At 41.2% G+C, this 17144-nt stretch carries 16 protein-coding genes; 13 read left to right on the forward strand and 3 right to left on the reverse strand.

What is annotated here, in order from left to right; genetic code table 11:
- Positions 1-128: 128 nt before the first annotated feature.
- The 10 genes from AC1RNB_RS14660 (at position 129) to AC1RNB_RS14705 (ending at position 10562) form a co-directional block, all read left to right on the forward strand.
- Positions 129-947: an aldo/keto reductase gene (locus tag AC1RNB_RS14660; RefSeq protein WP_493083969.1), complete on the forward strand. Its 819-nt coding sequence runs from the start codon at positions 129-131 to the stop codon at positions 945-947.
- An 18-nt stretch (positions 948-965) separates the two neighbouring features.
- Complete coding sequence (locus tag AC1RNB_RS14665) at positions 966-1949, forward strand: aldo/keto reductase (RefSeq protein ID WP_493083971.1); 984 nt, start codon at positions 966-968, stop codon at positions 1947-1949.
- 40 nt (positions 1950-1989) lie between these two features.
- A complete protein-coding gene (locus AC1RNB_RS14670; protein ID WP_493083972.1) occupies positions 1990-2478 on the forward strand; it encodes a nuclear transport factor 2 family protein in 489 nt (162 codons plus the stop codon).
- Between the two features lie 25 nt (positions 2479-2503).
- Complete coding sequence (locus tag AC1RNB_RS14675; protein WP_493083974.1) at positions 2504-3091, forward strand: flavodoxin family protein; 588 nt, start codon at positions 2504-2506, stop codon at positions 3089-3091.
- A 37-nt stretch (positions 3092-3128) separates the two neighbouring features.
- Positions 3129-4724: a carboxylesterase/lipase family protein gene (locus AC1RNB_RS14680; RefSeq protein WP_493083976.1), complete on the forward strand. Its 1596-nt coding sequence runs from the start codon at positions 3129-3131 to the stop codon at positions 4722-4724.
- 9 nt (positions 4725-4733) lie between these two features.
- Positions 4734-5810 (forward strand): carboxymuconolactone decarboxylase family protein, encoded by a 1077-nt coding sequence (locus tag AC1RNB_RS14685; protein ID WP_493083978.1) that lies wholly within the window; start codon positions 4734-4736, stop codon positions 5808-5810.
- Between the two features lie 101 nt (positions 5811-5911).
- Positions 5912-6892 carry a GTP 3',8-cyclase MoaA gene (gene moaA, locus AC1RNB_RS14690; RefSeq protein WP_493083980.1) on the forward strand — a complete coding sequence of 327 codons (981 nt, stop codon included), beginning with the start codon at positions 5912-5914 and terminating at the stop codon, positions 6890-6892.
- Positions 6893-7146: 254 nt separating this feature from the next.
- On the forward strand, positions 7147-9408 hold the full coding sequence (locus AC1RNB_RS14695; RefSeq protein WP_493083982.1) for a xanthine dehydrogenase family protein molybdopterin-binding subunit: 2262 nt from the start codon (positions 7147-7149) through the stop codon (positions 9406-9408).
- Positions 9409-9419: 11 nt separating this feature from the next.
- The gene (locus tag AC1RNB_RS14700) at positions 9420-9890 is read left to right on the forward strand and encodes a (2Fe-2S)-binding protein (RefSeq protein ID WP_493083984.1); all 471 of its coding nucleotides are present in this window, start codon (positions 9420-9422) and stop codon (positions 9888-9890) included.
- A 33-nt stretch (positions 9891-9923) separates the two neighbouring features.
- Positions 9924-10562, forward strand: coding sequence for a hypothetical protein (locus tag AC1RNB_RS14705; RefSeq protein WP_493083986.1), 639 nt, complete (start codon positions 9924-9926; stop codon positions 10560-10562).
- A gap of 198 nt (positions 10563-10760) precedes the next feature.
- Here AC1RNB_RS14705 and AC1RNB_RS14710 read toward each other — a convergent pair whose 3' ends face one another.
- Positions 10761-11135 (reverse strand): hypothetical protein, encoded by a 375-nt coding sequence (locus tag AC1RNB_RS14710; protein WP_493083988.1) that lies wholly within the window; start codon positions 11133-11135, stop codon positions 10761-10763.
- Entirely contained in the window at positions 11132-11746 is a 615-nt protein-coding gene (locus AC1RNB_RS14715) for a SatD family protein (RefSeq protein WP_493083990.1), read from the reverse strand. Before AC1RNB_RS14715 ends, AC1RNB_RS14710 begins: the two co-directional genes overlap by 4 nt.
- Before the next feature lie 859 nt (positions 11747-12605).
- Between AC1RNB_RS14715 and AC1RNB_RS14720 the strand changes: the two genes are divergently transcribed.
- Positions 12606-13043 carry a hypothetical protein gene (locus AC1RNB_RS14720; RefSeq protein WP_493083992.1) on the forward strand — a complete coding sequence of 146 codons (438 nt, stop codon included), beginning with the start codon at positions 12606-12608 and terminating at the stop codon, positions 13041-13043.
- Between the two features lie 139 nt (positions 13044-13182).
- Here the strand turns inward: AC1RNB_RS14720 and AC1RNB_RS14725 are convergent, their stop codons facing one another.
- Positions 13183-15789 (reverse strand): helix-turn-helix transcriptional regulator, encoded by a 2607-nt coding sequence (locus AC1RNB_RS14725; protein WP_493083993.1) that lies wholly within the window; start codon positions 15787-15789, stop codon positions 13183-13185.
- Between the two features lie 111 nt (positions 15790-15900).
- On the opposite strand from AC1RNB_RS14725, the gene AC1RNB_RS14730 reads away from it, so the two are divergent.
- Positions 15901-16500, forward strand: a complete 600-nt coding sequence (locus AC1RNB_RS14730; protein ID WP_493083995.1) for a nickel-binding protein — start codon at positions 15901-15903, stop codon at positions 16498-16500.
- A 239-nt stretch (positions 16501-16739) separates the two neighbouring features.
- Positions 16740-17009, forward strand: coding sequence for a DUF4242 domain-containing protein (locus AC1RNB_RS14735; RefSeq protein ID WP_493083997.1), 270 nt, complete (start codon positions 16740-16742; stop codon positions 17007-17009).
- Positions 17010-17144: the final 135 nt, after the last annotated feature.

Below are 17144 nucleotides of genomic sequence, written 5' to 3' on the forward strand. Positions count from 1 at the left end.
TGGCCAGAATCAGTAAAAATGGTAGAACAAACCGTAATCTGTCTCTATCCCCCTACGGGTTATGGTAGGATATTTGTTTAAGAAATCAGTAAGGAATGCAGACAGTAACATTAAATAACGGGATAAAGATGCCAATCCTCGGATTTGGCGTATTTCAGGTACCCGATCCTGCCGAATGCGAAAGAAGCGTACTTGATGCAATTGACACCGGCTACAGGCTGATCGATACAGCCCAATCTTATATGAATGAGGAAGCTGTTGGCCGGGCCATCAAGACATGTGGTGTACCGCGGGAAGAACTCTTCATTACCACCAAACTCTGGATACAATCCGATGGCTATGCAGGAACCAGGAAGGCCTTTGAACAGTCTTTGAAACTATTGCAACTGGAATACCTGGATTTATACCTGATTCATCAGCCTTATGGCGATGTGTATGGCGAATGGAATGTGATGCAGAAATTGTATCATGAAGGCAGGATCAAAGCAATTGGTGTAAGCAATTTTCAACCTGACCGGTTATTGGACCTGATCATACACAATGAAGTGATTCCCGCAATTAATCAGATTGAAACACATCCATTCCACCAGCAAAACGAAACGCATGATTTTCTCAATGAAAATAATGTACAGATCGAATCCTGGGGGCCATTTGCCGAAGGAAAAAACAACTTGTTTTCAAACGAACTCTTAGGATCTATCGCTAAGAAATATAATAAATCTATTGCGCAGATCGTGTTACGCTGGCTTACACAGCGTGGCGTGATCGCGATTCCAAAATCGGTTCGAAAGGAAAGAATGGAAGAAAACTTCAATATTTTTGATTTTGTCTTGAGCATTGAAGATATGGAATTGATCAAAAGCCTGGACATGAAAGCCAGCAGTTTTTTTGATCATCGTGATCCTAAAATGGTGAAATGGCTGGGCGAACGAAAGTTAAATAATTAAAGACGTTAAAAAAAAGACATGCAAAAAAGACAATTGGGAAAAAGTGGCTTAGAAGTGTCGGCAATTGGCCTTGGCTGTATGGGACTGAGCTTTGGTTATGGACCGGCAACAGATACCAATGATGCCGTCAAATTACTGCATGCAGCAGTAGAGAAAGGAGTTACTTTTTTTGATACGGCGGAAGTGTACGGTCCATTCATAAATGAAGAATTATTGGGGGAAGCCTTGTTACCTTATCGTGACAAAGTAGTGATCGCTACCAAATTTGGTTTTAAAGAAGGTAAGACTTCCTTTGGTACAGATAGCAGGCCTGAACGGATCCGCGAAGTGGCAGAAGCATCGTTGAAGCGCCTGCGAACGGACCGTATTGACCTGTTTTACCAGCATCGGGTTGATCCTGCTGTTCCTATGGAAGATGTTGCCGGAACAGTAGCTGATTTGATTCGTGAAGGAAAGGTAAAACACTTCGGTCTTTCTGAAGCTGGTGTCGGATCAATCCGCAAAGCACACGCTGAGTATCCTGTGACCGCATTGCAAAGTGAATACTCTCTATGGTGGCGCGAACCCGAGAAAGAAATATTACCCACATTAGAAGAACTGGGAATCGGCTTTGTTCCATTCAGCCCGCTGGGTAAAGGTTTTCTCACGGGAGCTATTGATGAGCATACAAGTTTTGATAAAAATGATTTTCGCAATTCTGTTCCGCGTTTTTCTGAAGAAAACAGGAGAGCCAACCGTGCGTTGGTGGAACTCTTGAAAAAAATATCAATAGAAAAAAACGCAACTGCTGCGCAGATCGCACTTGCCTGGTTGCTCGCACAGAAACCATGGATAGCTCCCATTCCAGGTACAACGAAGCTGCACAGACTGGAAGAAAATGTGGGAGCAACGGGTATCTTTTTATCTGCCGCTGACCTCGAAAAAATTAATACTGCGTTGTCTGATATTGACGTACAGGGCCATCGCTATTCAGAGCAGGCGCAAAAAATGATCGACCGTTAATGTTTGATACCAGAATTATTTATCTCTAAAATAATGCAATATGAAAATGAAAATTATCGGATGTTTTTTAATGGTGATGATGATCCATCAATCTTACGCACAGCCAACCGAAACAATTAAATCTTCTGGGAGTAATACACCAGACCAACAGGAAGTCATTAATCTTTCAACAAAGAAATGGAATTGGATGGCGGACAAAAACGTTGATTCATTAAACCTGCTTTTTGATGAGAAAGCTATGTTTATTCACATGGGTGGCACTTGGGGGAAAACAGTGGAAATGAAAACTATTAAGGATGGCGGAATCTGGTATAAGAAAGCTGAAGTGTATGCAGTATCGGTAAATATATTTGGTAACACAGCAATATTGCTAAACGACATTGATCTCGTAGCGGTAGTGGGTGGAAATGAAGTTACTAACCCATTTATGGTAACTGAGGTGTATATTAAAGAAAATGGAAAGTGGAAAATGGGATCACTCACATTTTCGCATTTGCGCAGACCGGTAAAATTAGGTGCAAACAAATAGTCTATATAAGTATCAAAAGGTACACATGAGATACGTTCCTATCTTACTTCTTATTATGCTTGCAGGTTGTGTACAAGCACAAAAGCCTGCGAGTGAAAAGGTCTTGATAGTATACCTGTCAAGAACAAACAACACGAAGGCGGTGGCGGAAATGATTCACAAACAGGTTGGCGGAAAATTAATTTCGCTTGAATTGGTAACACCTTATCCTGAAAATTATCGCACCACCGTCGGACAGGTCGTACGTGAAAACGAAACAGGTTACCTGCCTCCACTAAAAACAAGGATTGACAGCATAGAAAAATACGAAATAATTTTCCTCGGGTTCCCCACATGGGGAATGAAACTTCCTCCGCCGATTAAAACTTTTCTAAAGCAGTATGATCTTAAAAATAGAACGGTTATTCTTTTTAATACCAATGGAGGATATGGAAAGGGCAGCAGTTATGATACGGTGAAAGAATTATGCCCAGGCTGCAATATTCCTGAAGGGTTTTCAACTACAGGAGGATTTGAAATAAGCGGACGATTACTTGAAATCAGAGATGAAAAAGCAGTTGCGGTTGAAAAGGATGTAAAAAAATGGTTGCAGCGAATTAAAATATTCAACTAAATAGCGCAAACATTATTGACCAATTAAATATAATGCCATGAGAAAAGTTGTATTGGGTCTTGCTCTCTTATTTGCCTGTTCACTGAATGCGCAGGAGGCGACGGTTGTGCGCATTGCGTCTGGAGTGTTGCGCGGTGTTACAGCGGGAGAGGTAACCTTTTTTAAAGGAATACCTTATGCGGCGCCACCGGTAGGAGAATTTCGCTGGAGGCCGCCACAACCTGCTGTGGCGTGGCAAGGCGAACGTGATGCAACCAAGTATTGTTCCGACTGCGCACAGATGGGATTTCCAAGAACAGATTCTATGGCTAAAACTTCTTCAGAGGATTGTTTGTTCCTGAATATCTGGAAACCATCGTATGCAACCTCCTCAGCAAAACTACCGGTGATGGTATGGATACACGGTGGTGCTTTTGTATTTGGTAGCGGTTCGCAAGGTGATTACAAAGGCATTCCATTTGCAAGCCAGGGTGTTATACTTGTCAGCATCAATTACCGTCTGGGCCGTTTTGGCTTTTTTGCCTTTCCCGCTTTAAGTAACGAACGCCCGGATGAGTTCAAAGGAAACTATGCTTACATGGATCAGATCGCTGCACTGAAATGGATACAGCAGAATATTACTGAATTTGGTGGCGATCCAAAAAACGTGACCATCTTTGGCGAATCGGCAGGAGGTGTTTCTGTTCAATCATTACTTACTATTACCAGTGCACGAGGATTATTTCATAAGGCGATCGTGGAATCGGGAGGTGGCCGTGATGGCGTGCTTACCGGACGACCAATCAGCAAAGAGAACAGTGATGTGTATTACCCAATATCAGCCGAAACAATAGGCGTCAATTTTGCAAAGAAACAAGGTATAAATGGGACGGATATAGCAGCACTTCAACAACTTCGTAGGTTGAGTGCTGCAAGAATATTAGATGGCGGACAGGAAACCGACGCTACTAGTGGCGCTCCCATTTATTCCGGGCCTATTCTTGATGGAAAACTGGTGGTTGAAACTGCGCAAAGCGCATACAACAAAGGAAGGGCTCCAAGAATTCCTGTGATCATCGGTTCAAATAGTGCAGAAGTCTCCGGAGGCTTTGTGAATGCAAATTCAAAAGAAGCGTTACTTAATTTATTTGGTGCGATGAAGAGCGATGCGGGTTCGGTATATGATGCGGATGGAAACACTGAACTTCCTAAAATGCTTACCATGGTCAATACAGATAAGGTATGGGCCGAACCGGCTCGTTTCACGGCAAGGGCGATTACTGCGAGCGGTGCGTCGGCTTACATTTATCTATTCTCATACGTCTCGCCATCTATGCAACAAAGGATGCGTTATGGTGCAGCGCATGCTTCTGAAATTCCCTATGTTTTTGATAATTTAAGAACTCCTCCCAACGGCGCCGCAATTGATCCAAAAGATCAGGCCGTTGCGAAAATGATGAATACATACTGGGCAAATTTTGCAAAGACAGGTAATCCTAATGGAAGCGGCTTACCTAACTGGCCGGGTTTTACCAATCGTAAGAATGAGCTTCTGGAAATTCAGTCAGATGGAACAGCCAAAGGTAAATTGGATCCTAAAAAAGCAAGAATCGATCTGATAGAAAAAGCTGTTACCAGCGGGAATTTGCATTAAAGAAACAATATGAAAAAACTATTGATACTGTTCACACTGATTACTGCAACCAAATCCTTTGCACAAACACTTGATGCAAAACAACAAAGCATTGTAACTATTTCAGCATTCGCAGCAAACGGGGATCAGCTATTATTAAAAAGATCATTGAACGAAGGACTTAATGCCGGGTTGAGCATTAATGAGATCAAAGAGGTATTCTACCAGTTGTATGCTTATTCAGGATTCCCAAGGAGCCTTAATGCAATTAATACTTTTCAATCGTTATTGCATGAAAGACTGCAAAAGGGAATAAACGATACCGAAGGAAAATCTGCAAGTCCATTACCTTCTGGTAAAACAAAATATGAATTGGGAACAGAAAATCTAAGGCGGCTGACTGGATCGTCGATGGCTGCTGGGGGCCAGTTCGCACCAATCATCGAGCAGTTTTTAAAAGAGCATCTGTTTGCAGACATATTTGGCCGCGATAACCTTGACTGGAAAACAAGAGAGCTAGTTACTGTATCGGCACTGGCTGCTATTGGCAAAGCAGAAGGACAGTTACGCTCGCACATGGTTGTGGCTATGCGAAACGGGCTAACCGCAGCGCAACTTCAGCAAACTGTTTCTCTTATTGCGGAAAAGGTGGGAAAAGCGGAGGGGGATAGTGCAGATTCTTTATTAAATAAGATTCTCGGAACAACTGCTGTACCACATACCGGCTGGACGACGCCTAATATGACAGGCAACGTTGCTGTAAAAATGATGGCAACCGGCGACAGCTCACTGAATATTTATGTGGCGAGTGTGAGCTTTGCGGCAGGTGCAAGATCGTATTGGCATTCACACGGCGCAGGACAGATACTTATTGTTACGCAGGGAACAGGCTATTACCAGGAAAGAGGAACCCTACCTAGGGTAATCAAAACAGGTGAGACCATCAAATGCCCGGCTAATGTAGCCCACTGGCATGGTGCATCTTCTGCGACTGCCATGACGCATACCTCCATTACGGGCCTTACTGGTGGGGTTAAATGGATGCAAGCGGTAACTAACGAGGAATATAACCAGGTGGATCGATTGATGTTAATCAGCTTGCAATAATATTTTCTGCTGAAAACAATCTATGGAAAGACTTCATCGATATCCCTTCTACAGGTAAATGGTAAATCAACAGAAAATACCAATAAAAAGATAAAGAAGAGATGATACAAGATAGTTTTGGTAGAATTCACAATTACCTCCGCATATCGCTTACGGATAATTGTAATTTGCGGTGTTTTTACTGTATGCCTGATGAGAAGTATAATTTCACACCTGCCTCCAAACTTATGCAGCCTAAAGAAATCGAAACTTTGGCAAGGCTTTTTGTGGGCGAAGGTGTAACAAAGATCAGGTTAACAGGCGGAGAGCCTTTGGTAAGGAAAGATGCACCTGACATTATCAGAAGATTGAGCCAGATGTCTGTCAATCTCGCTATCACAACCAATGCCGTGCGAATCGATGAAATGCTTCCCGAAATATTAAATGCTAACTTTTCACAGATTAATATCAGCCTAGATTCTTTACAGGAAAAAAGATTCAGGAAGATCACTCATCGTGATTATTTCAAGCGAGTGCGTGCAAATATTGATCTTTTGCTCACGCATCATATTTTTCCAAAAATCAATGTGGTTATAATGAAGGGATTGAATGATGACGAGATTCACGATTTTATTGAATGGACAAAAGATACACCAATTCAAATCAGGTTCATCGAATTCATGCCCTTCAGCGGCAACCGCTGGATGAGTAACCAGGTATATACTTTACATGATATACTCACTGAAGTTTCCCGTAAATATCAATTCATGCCCCTGGCTGGAGATAAAAACGATACAGCGAAACATTACCAACCGGAAGGACATAAAGGTTCTTTTGCTGTGATCAGTACCATGAGCTCCCCTTTTTGCGATTCCTGCAACCGTATGCGATTAACGGCTGATGGCAAACTGAAGAACTGTCTTTTCTCAAAAACAGAAACAGACCTTTTAACACCACTCAGAAATGGGAACGAAATTTTGCCACTTATACATGACAACATTGCCAAAAAGGCGAAAGAGCTGGGTGGGCAATTCTCAGGTTCATTTGATCAACTTGACGCTTCGCATATCGAAAACAGGAGCATGATAACCATTGGTGGATAAATTTGACCGGATACCATTCCATACTGAATTATTGAGCTTGCTGCAGGAAATTCTCCGAAGCGGGGTATGCCTATAATGGAGCTCATTTATAAGGATACTATTGCAAAATATGCATAGTGCGCAGCCGTCCGCTTATCCAGATTACGGATTTTCTACCAATTTTACTGATTCTGTTTGGACTGGAAAAAAGTTGAAAGGAAGGGCTTAACTTTAAAACAAACAATACTGTTTAATCAGCCAATAAAGTTTACTATATGGAAAACGTTGAGAACAGACACAGCCGACGGGCGTTCCTGAAGTCCTCCACTCTTGCGGGAGGAGGTCTCCTTTTAAGTTTTACCTGGCTTTCAGGATTCAAACCTGCGGGTGAAGCGGGAGAGTTAGCTGCTGGAGAATGGATTGAGATCAACGGTTATATTAAAATAACTCCCGATAATATCATCAAGATCATTAACCCGAATCCTGAATTCGGGCAGAATGTGATGACTTCCCTTCCCATGATAGTAGCAGAAGAGCTCGATGCTGACTGGAAGAACGTTGTAGTGGAAATGGGACCGCATGACAGCGTAAAATTGGGTGCGCAGTTTACAGGTGGAAGTAATTCTATGCGGATGTACTGGAGACCTTTACGTGAGGCAGGCGCTGCCGCCCGCCAGATGCTAAAAGAAGCCGCAGCCCAGACTTGGAGCGTTCCCATTGAAGAAATTACTACCAAAGCCGGAATGCTACACCACGAAAAAACCGGCAAATCAGGTACCTATGGACAATTTTCTTCAAAAGCTGCTACAGTTCCAGTTCCTAAAGGCATGAAGCTGAAAGAGCCAAAGAATTTCAGTGTAGTGAGGAATTCCAAGAAAAATGTAGAAGGGACAAAGCTGGTTACTGGCAAACCACTGTTCGGGCTGGATTACAAATACGAAGGGATGCTGATCGCGATGATCGAACACCCACCTGCCTTTGGTATGAAACTGAAGGATTTTGATGCAACAGAAACATTAAAAATGCCTGGCATCAAAGACGTGTTTCGGCAGACACTGTACGAGGACGGTTTTGAACAGGGCGGCTTTGATACCCGTAGTTTCAATGAACTGCTGGTTGTGGTAGGAAACACCACCTGGGAAGTGATACAAGCCCGTAAAAAATTAAAAGTGACCTGGGAGCCAATGGGCAGTACCCTTAAAAATACTATGGGCGGTAGAAACGGCAAAACAGAAGTAACTGTTCCCGGTGAGCTCGAGAGTACCACGCGACAACTCGAAAAATTCAAGGAATATGGAGCCAAGCCTGCGCAACAACTAAGAAAGGACGGAGATCCGGAAACTGCTTTTAAAAATGCGGCCCAGATCATTGAACGTACGTATTATGGGCCCTTTCTAGCCCACAACTGTATGGAGCCGATGAATTTCTTTGCGCATGTTATGGATGATAAAGCACTTGTTGCCGGACCACTTCAGGCACCCGGTTGGTCAGAATCTACGCTTGCAAAACTGATCGGCCTTCCTGCAGACAAAATCGAGATTCAGATGACCCGCATGGGCGGCGGCTTTGGCTTGAGGGCTTATGGTCACTATATCTATGAAGCGGCTCTTATATCCAAAAAAATAAAAGCACCTGTAAAATTAATCTACACCCGGGAAGATGATATGACATACGGCATTTATCGGCCTACCTATACCACAACCTATCGGGCTGCATTGGATGCCAATAAAAACCTTATCGCCCTGCATGTGAAGGGAGGCGGCATTCCTGAACATGCTATTCATGCAAATCGTTTTCCTGCAGGAGCCGTAGATAATTACCTGGCCGAAGGATGGCGAATTGCTTCAAATATTACTACAGGTGCTTTCCGCGCACCGGGTTCAAACTTTGCTGCAGCTTCAGAACAGATGTTCCTTGACGAACTGGCCGAAGCTATGGGGAAGGACCCAATTGATTTCAGGCTTGAGCTTTTAAAAAGAGCAAAGGAAAACCCTGTCGGCAGAAACAACGACTATAACGCTGACCGGTATGCTGGAGTATTGCAATTGGTTAAAGAAAAATCAGGATGGAACAAGCCTGAAAATAAGAAATACCACCGTGGAGTGGCGGCTTATTTCTGTCATAATTCTTATGTTGCTCACGTGGTTGATATGGTTATGAAAGATGGGCAACCGTATGTTGAACGCGTCTTCAGTGCCGCGGATTGTGGTATCGTTATCAACCCGGATGCCGCATCCAATATGGTAGAAGGTGCTGTGGTAGATGGAATTGGTAATGCATTTTATGGCGGGTTAACAATGGAAAACGGTGAGATTAAGCAGAAGAATTTCCATCAGTATCGTATGATCAGAATCAAAGAAGCTCCTAAAAAGATAGATGTCAATTTTGTTCAGAATGATATCGATCCTACCGGGCTTGGCGAACCTCCATTCCCGCCGGTATTTGGTGCTGTCGCCAGTGCTTTATATAAACTTACCGGTAAACGGTTTTATAACTATCCTCTCATTAACGAATTGAATGGCCTGAATAAAGCTTAAACTTTTTTACTATGATCTCATTGAACATCAATAAAAAAACATACAATATCGATGTAGATCCCAATACGCCGTTATTATGGGTACTAAGGGATCATGTCAATCTCGTTGGAACAAAGTATGGATGTGGTGTTGCGCAATGCGGCGCCTGTGTGGTACACCTGAACGGGGAGGCAGTGCGTTCCTGTGTTACCAAAGTAAGCCGGGCGGTCGGGCAAAAAGTTGTAACCATAGAAGGCTTGTCAGAGAATAGCGACCATCCTTTACAAAAAGCCTGGCTTGAAAATGATGTTTCACAGTGCGGGTATTGCCAGGCAGGACAGATCATGTCTGCTGCAGTTCTTCTGAGAGAAAATAAAAACCCAACCGAGCAGGATATTGACAACGCAATGTCTGGAAATATTTGCCGTTGCGGTACCTACTTAAGAATTAAGAGTGCTATTCTTCTCGCAGCCGATATGCAAAGGAAAGAAGGCAGTAAATGATAGTCGTATTTAATCATAAACTCATACCCTTATATGAAACAATATTTCACGAAACGCAATTTCTTTTTACCCAGCAGAATGCTGATTGTTATGATAATCATCATATTTATTGTTGGTGTGTCTAACTCCGCATTCATAGTTGATAATAGTATTGCTGATAAAGTATTAAAACAGGGTAAAGTCAACGATAGTATTACTTCTGTTACTGCATTTGCAGAAGTGTATAAGGTTTTGATGAGTCCACGTTGTGTGAACTGTCATCCTGCGGGCGATGTGCCACTCCAAGGTGATGACAGTCACCTGCATGCAATGTACCCTAAAAGAGGGCTGGATGGTAATGGGCTATATGCCATGAAATGTGGCAACTGTCATCAATCACAAAATACACCTGGATTACACATGCCGCCTGGTAACCCTAAATGGGCTTTGCCGCCCTCAGACATGAAGATGGTGTTTGAAGGAAAAAAGCCCCGCGAGCTCGCTTTGCAGATCATGGATTACAACCGAAACGGCTATAAGAACAAAGCAAAACTAATAGAACACGCAAGAGATACGTTAGTTAAGGCCGGATGGAATATGGGAGAGGGGCGTAAACCACCACCATTGACATATAAGGAATTTGTGAAGGCATGGGATACATGGATTCAGAAGGGTGGGTATGCACCCAAATAACAGAATTGAATTAAACTATAAGTAAGCAGGCCCTTTGGTTAGTGCCTGCTTACTTTGTTTCGTATAAACTAAGCTACCCTGCACGGTTCAGAAAGATCAAAAATTGTATCAGGGGTTCGATTTTATTCCCCTCACCTCCACCAATTTGCCAATGCCGGTCGCCTGACCGGCATTGTTGTTTCATGCAAATGTTGCTGATTAGGCTGCCAATATACTTTTCAGTATCGGAATGGTTTCTATGTTATTATACAAATAAACATACAGAACCGCGAAACATACGGAAACCAGGTTGCCAACCAGATAGTAGTCATTGAATTTATTCTCGGCGTCATCCAATTTTTCATTGTGCTTCAACCTGGTTGCGAGTTTCAATGCGCTGAACAGTGTCAGGGCGTGTGGATATCCATTAAGCAGTGTTATAAAAAGAAATACCCGCTCAGTCATGCCTTTTATAATGGATCGGATATCTAATCCCATTTTCTTATAATACCATTGTGCAGTAGCGGCAAATACGAATGCCAAAATAATTTCACATAAGATAAACAGTATGAAAAGCAGTAGTATTTTGTTCATTTGGATATGTTTGCTACGTAGGCGATGACATCCTTTAATGCAAGGTACTCATCGATACGTAAACTTTTCTTTCTTTTCCAGATAAGTGAACGATTTTTGCCCAGTTCATCCGCAACCTCTTTATAATCAGGTTTGGATAGCAGACCGCTAACCAGTTTGTAATCTTCTGGCTTCCATTCATCAACATAATCCTGGAATACCAAAAAAGCATTATTCAATGCGATAGCCTTTGTTTTTTCTGTAAGGTCAAAGTTGAACCGCCATTTTTCCTTTTTGATTGACTGCAACTGTTCCCGGGCTCTTGTCAGTCCTTCACCTAGCATGCCGTATCCAACTTTGGAATTGATGGTGGTCTCAATCCTCCCCTCCGTAATTACATAACGCAGTTTGAATTCCATTCCGGCATTTATAATCTCTTCTTCAATACTTATGATAATGTTGATCGCATCGGTAAGGTTTCGCGGGATACTCTGAAATTCGTCGCCCAAGGTAATAGTGATGGGAGATTTTAGACGGTTGTCATACATCCGCCCAACTTTTGTGGTGACTTTTGCGAAGTCCGACATTAGCTGCTTTTCATTCCCTTTTCGGCTGTCGATGATGTCAGCCATTAGAATAATATGTTGCCGTTGCCCTTTTAACATTTCACTTAATATGAAATAAACAAATTTATTTCACAAAAGGTGAAATAACAAATTTATTTCACAAAAAGTGAAATAAAAATAATTTTAGTCTGGAATTAGTAACTCTTGTAAGTTGAGTAATCAAATCAGCATGGAATACGGCAAATAGTAAAATAGCTTGTTTTGGTGTCTCCCTTTTATTAAGGAAGCCGCCGTCGAAATGAGGCTAGGTTAAAGAAATAACACTAGTAAAGACTGGTTACTGCGATCTATCCCAACTTTATATCGCTAATAAAGGATAAAAGGGTATAAGGTATTCGCAACCAATTCCCTCGACTCCACCAATTTGCCAATGCCGGTCGACTAACCGGCATTGTTGGTTTGAGCAGGTTGTTGATCAGCGATCAACAATGGTACTGGAAAGGTCTGCAGACGAATCGTTCGCCAGGTCTTTGATTTTACCATAAATATTACCCGATGATGTTCGAACGAAAACCAAAATAGTGACGCAGGAAAGATGATTGAGGGAGCAGAACATTGGCATAACAACTATAAATGGCCTGTCAGCAAGCTTTACACAGTAATATTTTCAGCTCTTTCTGTTTTTGTCTTCCAGGGGTTGTTTTAAGCGTTAAGCGTTCAGGAACTTGTAAAATAGGGTAAATTCCCTATTTCTTTCATCGGAATAGTTCTTCTATTTGCAATAAGAATATAAGCAATCGGGTTCCTTAATATAAATGTGTATTGTACGATAACGTTTAGCCTTAAGTTAAGTAATTGATTGTTGCGTGAGGCACTTCGCCCAGATTGAATATTATATGTGGATCATTTATTAAAAAACAGGCTAATGAGAAATCGGGTGATTTTCCGGATGGGAGTTGTTGCAATGGTATTTCAATGCATGGTAGCATGTAAGAAACAGGTTTACTATAATGATCAGTCTGGCTACGCATCCGCCAAAACACAGACGAATAGGAAAGTGCGGTATATTCTCTACGGTGATCAGTCTGTTTTAGGTTCAGATAACAGCATGGTTACATTCACACTGCACATGTCAAACAGGCAAAACCGTATTCTCTGGGATTCGACATTGCCGGCAATGCGTGTCAAAGATGTGCCTTCCAAATTCAATCCCATTAGCATTGAAAAAGAAGTTCCTGTTAATGATACTTCAGTATTAAAAGTAGGGTTTATATATATACTGGAGAATATTGGTACTTCCAATCATTTAGATACATTTGGTATTGGTGCAAAACTTAAATATCTGGAGTTTAATTTCCGATAGCATTCCGAACATCTTCACTCACTGCATTAGCTTAACTTTTAATAAGAATGGAGTTATAGCAATACGAAAGTGCTGGTTTTGTATGTTCAGATCTGTTTGGTGTGGAAGATGAATGGCCTTATACCTGTGTGGTTCTTAACTAATAGGCCTGTTTTATAATTCCAAGTCTAACCGCTTCGGCTACAGCTTTGTTTCGTGAGTTAACGTCCAGTTTTAATAAGATCGAAGAAATGTGGTGATCAACTGTTTTAGCTGATATAAATAAAGAGGAAGCAATTTCTTTATTTTGCCCCCCTGTTTGTAATAATTGCAGAACCTCAATTTCTCTATTAGTGAGATGAGCAGGGTTACTTATGGTACTAACCCTTTTGCCTCTCGGAATTCTTCTGATACCTGCAGCCCTTACTATTTTTTTTGCTTTTTCAAAGATGGCAGTCGCTCCCATCTTTTGTAGTTCCATCAATCCCGTTTTTTTATTTTCTTCCTCCCCATCTAATAGTGTAATGGCTTTTTCATAGGGACAGCCCAGTTCATTCCAGAAAATAACCGCATTTGTGATCTTATTTTCGACAATATATTTATAGGGAGTATATAGGTCTTTAATTTCCAGCTTTGTTTTTCTGGATTTGTAAAACCAAAATGCAAATTCACTATTGGCAGTTCCACAATCTACACGGGCAATCAGGTTACAGCAGGTTTCTAATTCTTTAGTTGAAAGTAGTGTTTTCCCGGAGAGCCATTCGTATTCTAAAATAGCCGTAACAACGGGCATAATTATTGGGTATTCTTTTGTTTTGAATGCCATTTCTTTAACTGTGACAAGGTTATTCTCAGCTTCGGGATGTCCTTTACGTAATTTGAGAACCGCAGATATTGTAAGTGCTCCAATTTTTACTGCTTCCGGATGAACCTGGTATTTTATAAGATTATCGACTATTGAATTTGCTTCGCTCCAGTTACCTGTTTCCAATAATATCCGGGCTTCTAAATATAATGTAAAGGGTTTTGAAGTGTTTAGATTCCGTTGTTCACAATACAGGTTGTTTTCAGTAAGCAGGCTACGAGCTTTGTTATATTCTTTTGCTATTATTAAACTAAATATAATATTAGTGTGGGCCCTGTCTACATCTTCTTCCAGATTATGTTCGAATGCTATCGATAGGCTTTTATATAGAAATTGTTCCCCTTTGGCTGTATCTTTTGTTTGTCTCCATAAAGCTGATCCTATATTATTTAAAGCGTGACTGATAATTGCATTATCATTGATCTGCCGGCCGATAGCCAATGCTTTTTCTCCCCATTCAATACATTCATGCGTATTGGCAGAATACATTTTAATCTCAGAGAAGTTGCTGAATGCCATCCCTTTTACCTTAGAGGCAGGCAAGTTGTTCAACATTTCAATGGCTTGTATCGCACATTTTTCTGTCTTTACGCTATTTCCTTCAAGCCTCCATAACCTGGAGAGAAACAGAAGATTACTGGCCGTTTTTTCCATATCATTTTGTAATCTTTCCAATTCGAATACGTTGGTTTGATATAGAATAGCTTCGGTAATTTGATTGGTCAAGTAGCATTCATGCGCATAAGATTTATACAATTCTATAAGTTCAGTTTCTCTTCTCTTTCCAGCATATTTAATTGCCGTCAGGTATAATTTTGAAGCCTCGAGGTGTGCACCCGCGATACTGGCCTGTTGAGCAGCTATCGGGGCAAATTCATATACAAGTGAATCCAGGTTTGCATATTTGGCATGATGAATTATTTTTTCTATCTCACCTGTTTCTTTGAATAGTTCGAAGAATGATTCGAGTATATATTTATGTAACTTGATTTTTTTAATGGGAGAGAATGATTCTTCTATCGTTCTCCTGTATAATTCATGTTTGAATTGTATCTTATCATTATTTATGATGAGGATTTTGACATTAAGGCATGTATCAATTGCCTCATGCCATTTTGGGTCAATTTTTGAAAGTAATTTGGTTTTAAGACCATCGGGGATTACTGAAAGAATTTCCCATAAGTTTTTGGTAGCGTCATTCTGATGGCGAAATACTGTAAGAACCGCATCCTTTACATTGGCAGGAACCCCGGGGCTATAATTGGCTATAATTTCATGAAGGAAGAACGGGTTTCCATTGGTTAAAAGATAGAGGTTTTCTCCATCATAACCCTTCTGCTCTGCCAGCCGGGACACAGCTGTTTGAGATAGTGGTTTCAATGGCACCCTTGTATACGTATCACTGGGCAATCCACTTAGTATGGAACTAAGGATTCTATCTCCTTCAAAATCAGTGTCTCTGCACGTTATAATGAACATGCACCTGGTTTTACTGATTCTTCTCGCCAGAAATTTGATGTAATCTATTGTCGCTTCGTCAGCCCAATGTATATCCTCAAAAACAATTACTACTGTTTCTCTTTTATTGATAAGATCCTGTGCAAAATGGTTAAATAAGTCACCCCTTGAAAGACTATTCACAAATGGTTCACTCCAATCTATTTTTAGCTGCATAGCCAGATCGATTATGGGCGAAAGGGGTCTTGGCGTAGATAATGAATCGCAGGTTCCAATATAGAATTTCACTCCTGTTGCGAGGTTGTTCAGAAACTGGTTTAGCAGCATGGTTTTTCCAATACCTGCCTCACCGGTAATGATATAATTATGCCCTCCCTCTGAAGGGATCTTTTTTATACCACTAGTAAGTGTTAGTAGATCGTTCTCTCTTTCGATTAACTGCATATATTAAATATGGGGTACGGGCTTTGAAATATAGGGAATATTACCTATACTATTTAGAGGTAACTAAGGTTGCTTTGCACCGTAAAAATATTCCATAATTAAATTAACGCAATGAAAAGAAGTATTTGGACAACAGTTTTCCTTGTAGCAATGTCAGGGGCATTCGCACAAAAAAGTGCATCTAAGAAGTTTTTTATGGATGTACATCAAATGGAGCCGGGGAAAGTAACTTTCGATGCCGTAATGGAGGCTCATCAGAAAGATCTTAAGACAGGGCCAGAATACGGTGTAGATTTTATGAAATTCTGGGTGGATGAAAAAAAAGGATTGATATACTGTCTTGCATCCGCCGGTAAGGCAAGTGACCTTACTACGGCGCATAAACATGCGCATGGATTATTGCCAAAGGATGTTTATGAAGTAAAAAGCAGTATGGTTGATCCGGAAGTGCCTGGTAAACAATATTTTATGGATTTTCATTATGTAGGTCCCGGTCAAGTTACTGAACAGGCAGTAGCGGGGGCGCATGAAAAAGATCTGAGTGTTCAGCGTAAGTATGGCGTTAACCTGATTAACTACTGGCTTGATGAGAAAAAAGGTGTCATCTTTTGTCTTGCACAGGCTGCTGATAGTGCTGCATTAATCAACACACATAAGGAAGCCCATGGTTTATTGCCTAACGCTGTGCAAACGGTAAAACAGGGGCAATAGTAGCTATCTCGAGAATCAGCTATAAGCTGTTAAATGGATGACAAAAAGTTGTCATTTAAGGTTAGCCGATCAGTCTGCCAATATACAGTTCAATTTTGTTGTTGCAGCGATTAGGGTTGTAATGGAGAAAATAGCATAATGACTGCTGAAATTTCAGCGATAGAAAAATAAATGGAGACCAGCAACCATTGTAAAAACGGGGCGTTACCGAAAAGCCAAATGAGTAGGGTAAATAGTGTATGCCAAAATTTTTAATCGAAAGAGAGATGCCGGGATTAGGAAAACTGACTCCCGAAGAGCTTAAAAAAGCTTCACAAACTTCCTGTGCTGTTTTAAATAAGTTGAACTCTGTTCAATGGCTGAAAAGTTTCGTAACTGCTGATAAACTCTATTGTGTTTATATTGCTCCTAACGAGGAATTGGTAAGGGAACATGCCAAATTAGGAGGCTTCCCCGCAACAGCCATTAACCAAATCAGCACAATTATTGATCCTACTACAGCCGAATAATGAATTTGTAAGCATCATTTTACATTGTTTGAAAGTAAGTATAGGGCCTGTTGAATAGTATATTCGGCAGGCTTTGTACTTTTGGCCGCTGATGTTTTTGTTGCTGCTATTGCAAAGTTTGAAATACATTGTCAT

The organism is Sediminibacterium sp. GW821-FHT12F12, from assembly GCF_058806635.1.

Coding starts and splice junctions, on each gene's coding strand:
- AC1RNB_RS14705 (WP_493083986.1), top strand. CDS start 9,924: ATGAAACAATATTTCACGAAACGCAATTTCTTTTTACCCAGCAGAATG.
- AC1RNB_RS14725 (WP_493083993.1), bottom strand. CDS start 15,789: ATGCAGTTAATCGAAAGAGAGAACGATCTACTAACACTTACTAGTGGT.
- AC1RNB_RS14720 (WP_493083992.1), top strand. CDS start 12,606: ATGAGAAATCGGGTGATTTTCCGGATGGGAGTTGTTGCAATGGTATTT.
- AC1RNB_RS14675 (WP_493083974.1), top strand. CDS start 2,504: ATGAGATACGTTCCTATCTTACTTCTTATTATGCTTGCAGGTTGTGTA.
- AC1RNB_RS14700 (WP_493083984.1), top strand. CDS start 9,420: ATGATCTCATTGAACATCAATAAAAAAACATACAATATCGATGTAGAT.
- AC1RNB_RS14665 (WP_493083971.1), top strand. CDS start 966: ATGCAAAAAAGACAATTGGGAAAAAGTGGCTTAGAAGTGTCGGCAATT.
- AC1RNB_RS14680 (WP_493083976.1), top strand. CDS start 3,129: ATGAGAAAAGTTGTATTGGGTCTTGCTCTCTTATTTGCCTGTTCACTG.
- AC1RNB_RS14710 (WP_493083988.1), bottom strand. CDS start 11,135: ATGAACAAAATACTACTGCTTTTCATACTGTTTATCTTATGTGAAATT.
- AC1RNB_RS14695 (WP_493083982.1), top strand. CDS start 7,147: ATGGAAAACGTTGAGAACAGACACAGCCGACGGGCGTTCCTGAAGTCC.
- moaA (WP_493083980.1), top strand. CDS start 5,912: ATGATACAAGATAGTTTTGGTAGAATTCACAATTACCTCCGCATATCG.
- AC1RNB_RS14735 (WP_493083997.1), top strand. CDS start 16,740: ATGCCAAAATTTTTAATCGAAAGAGAGATGCCGGGATTAGGAAAACTG.
- AC1RNB_RS14670 (WP_493083972.1), top strand. CDS start 1,990: ATGAAAATGAAAATTATCGGATGTTTTTTAATGGTGATGATGATCCAT.
- AC1RNB_RS14715 (WP_493083990.1), bottom strand. CDS start 11,746: ATGGCTGACATCATCGACAGCCGAAAAGGGAATGAAAAGCAGCTAATG.
- AC1RNB_RS14730 (WP_493083995.1), top strand. CDS start 15,901: ATGAAAAGAAGTATTTGGACAACAGTTTTCCTTGTAGCAATGTCAGGG.
- AC1RNB_RS14685 (WP_493083978.1), top strand. CDS start 4,734: ATGAAAAAACTATTGATACTGTTCACACTGATTACTGCAACCAAATCC.
- AC1RNB_RS14660 (WP_493083969.1), top strand. CDS start 129: ATGCCAATCCTCGGATTTGGCGTATTTCAGGTACCCGATCCTGCCGAA.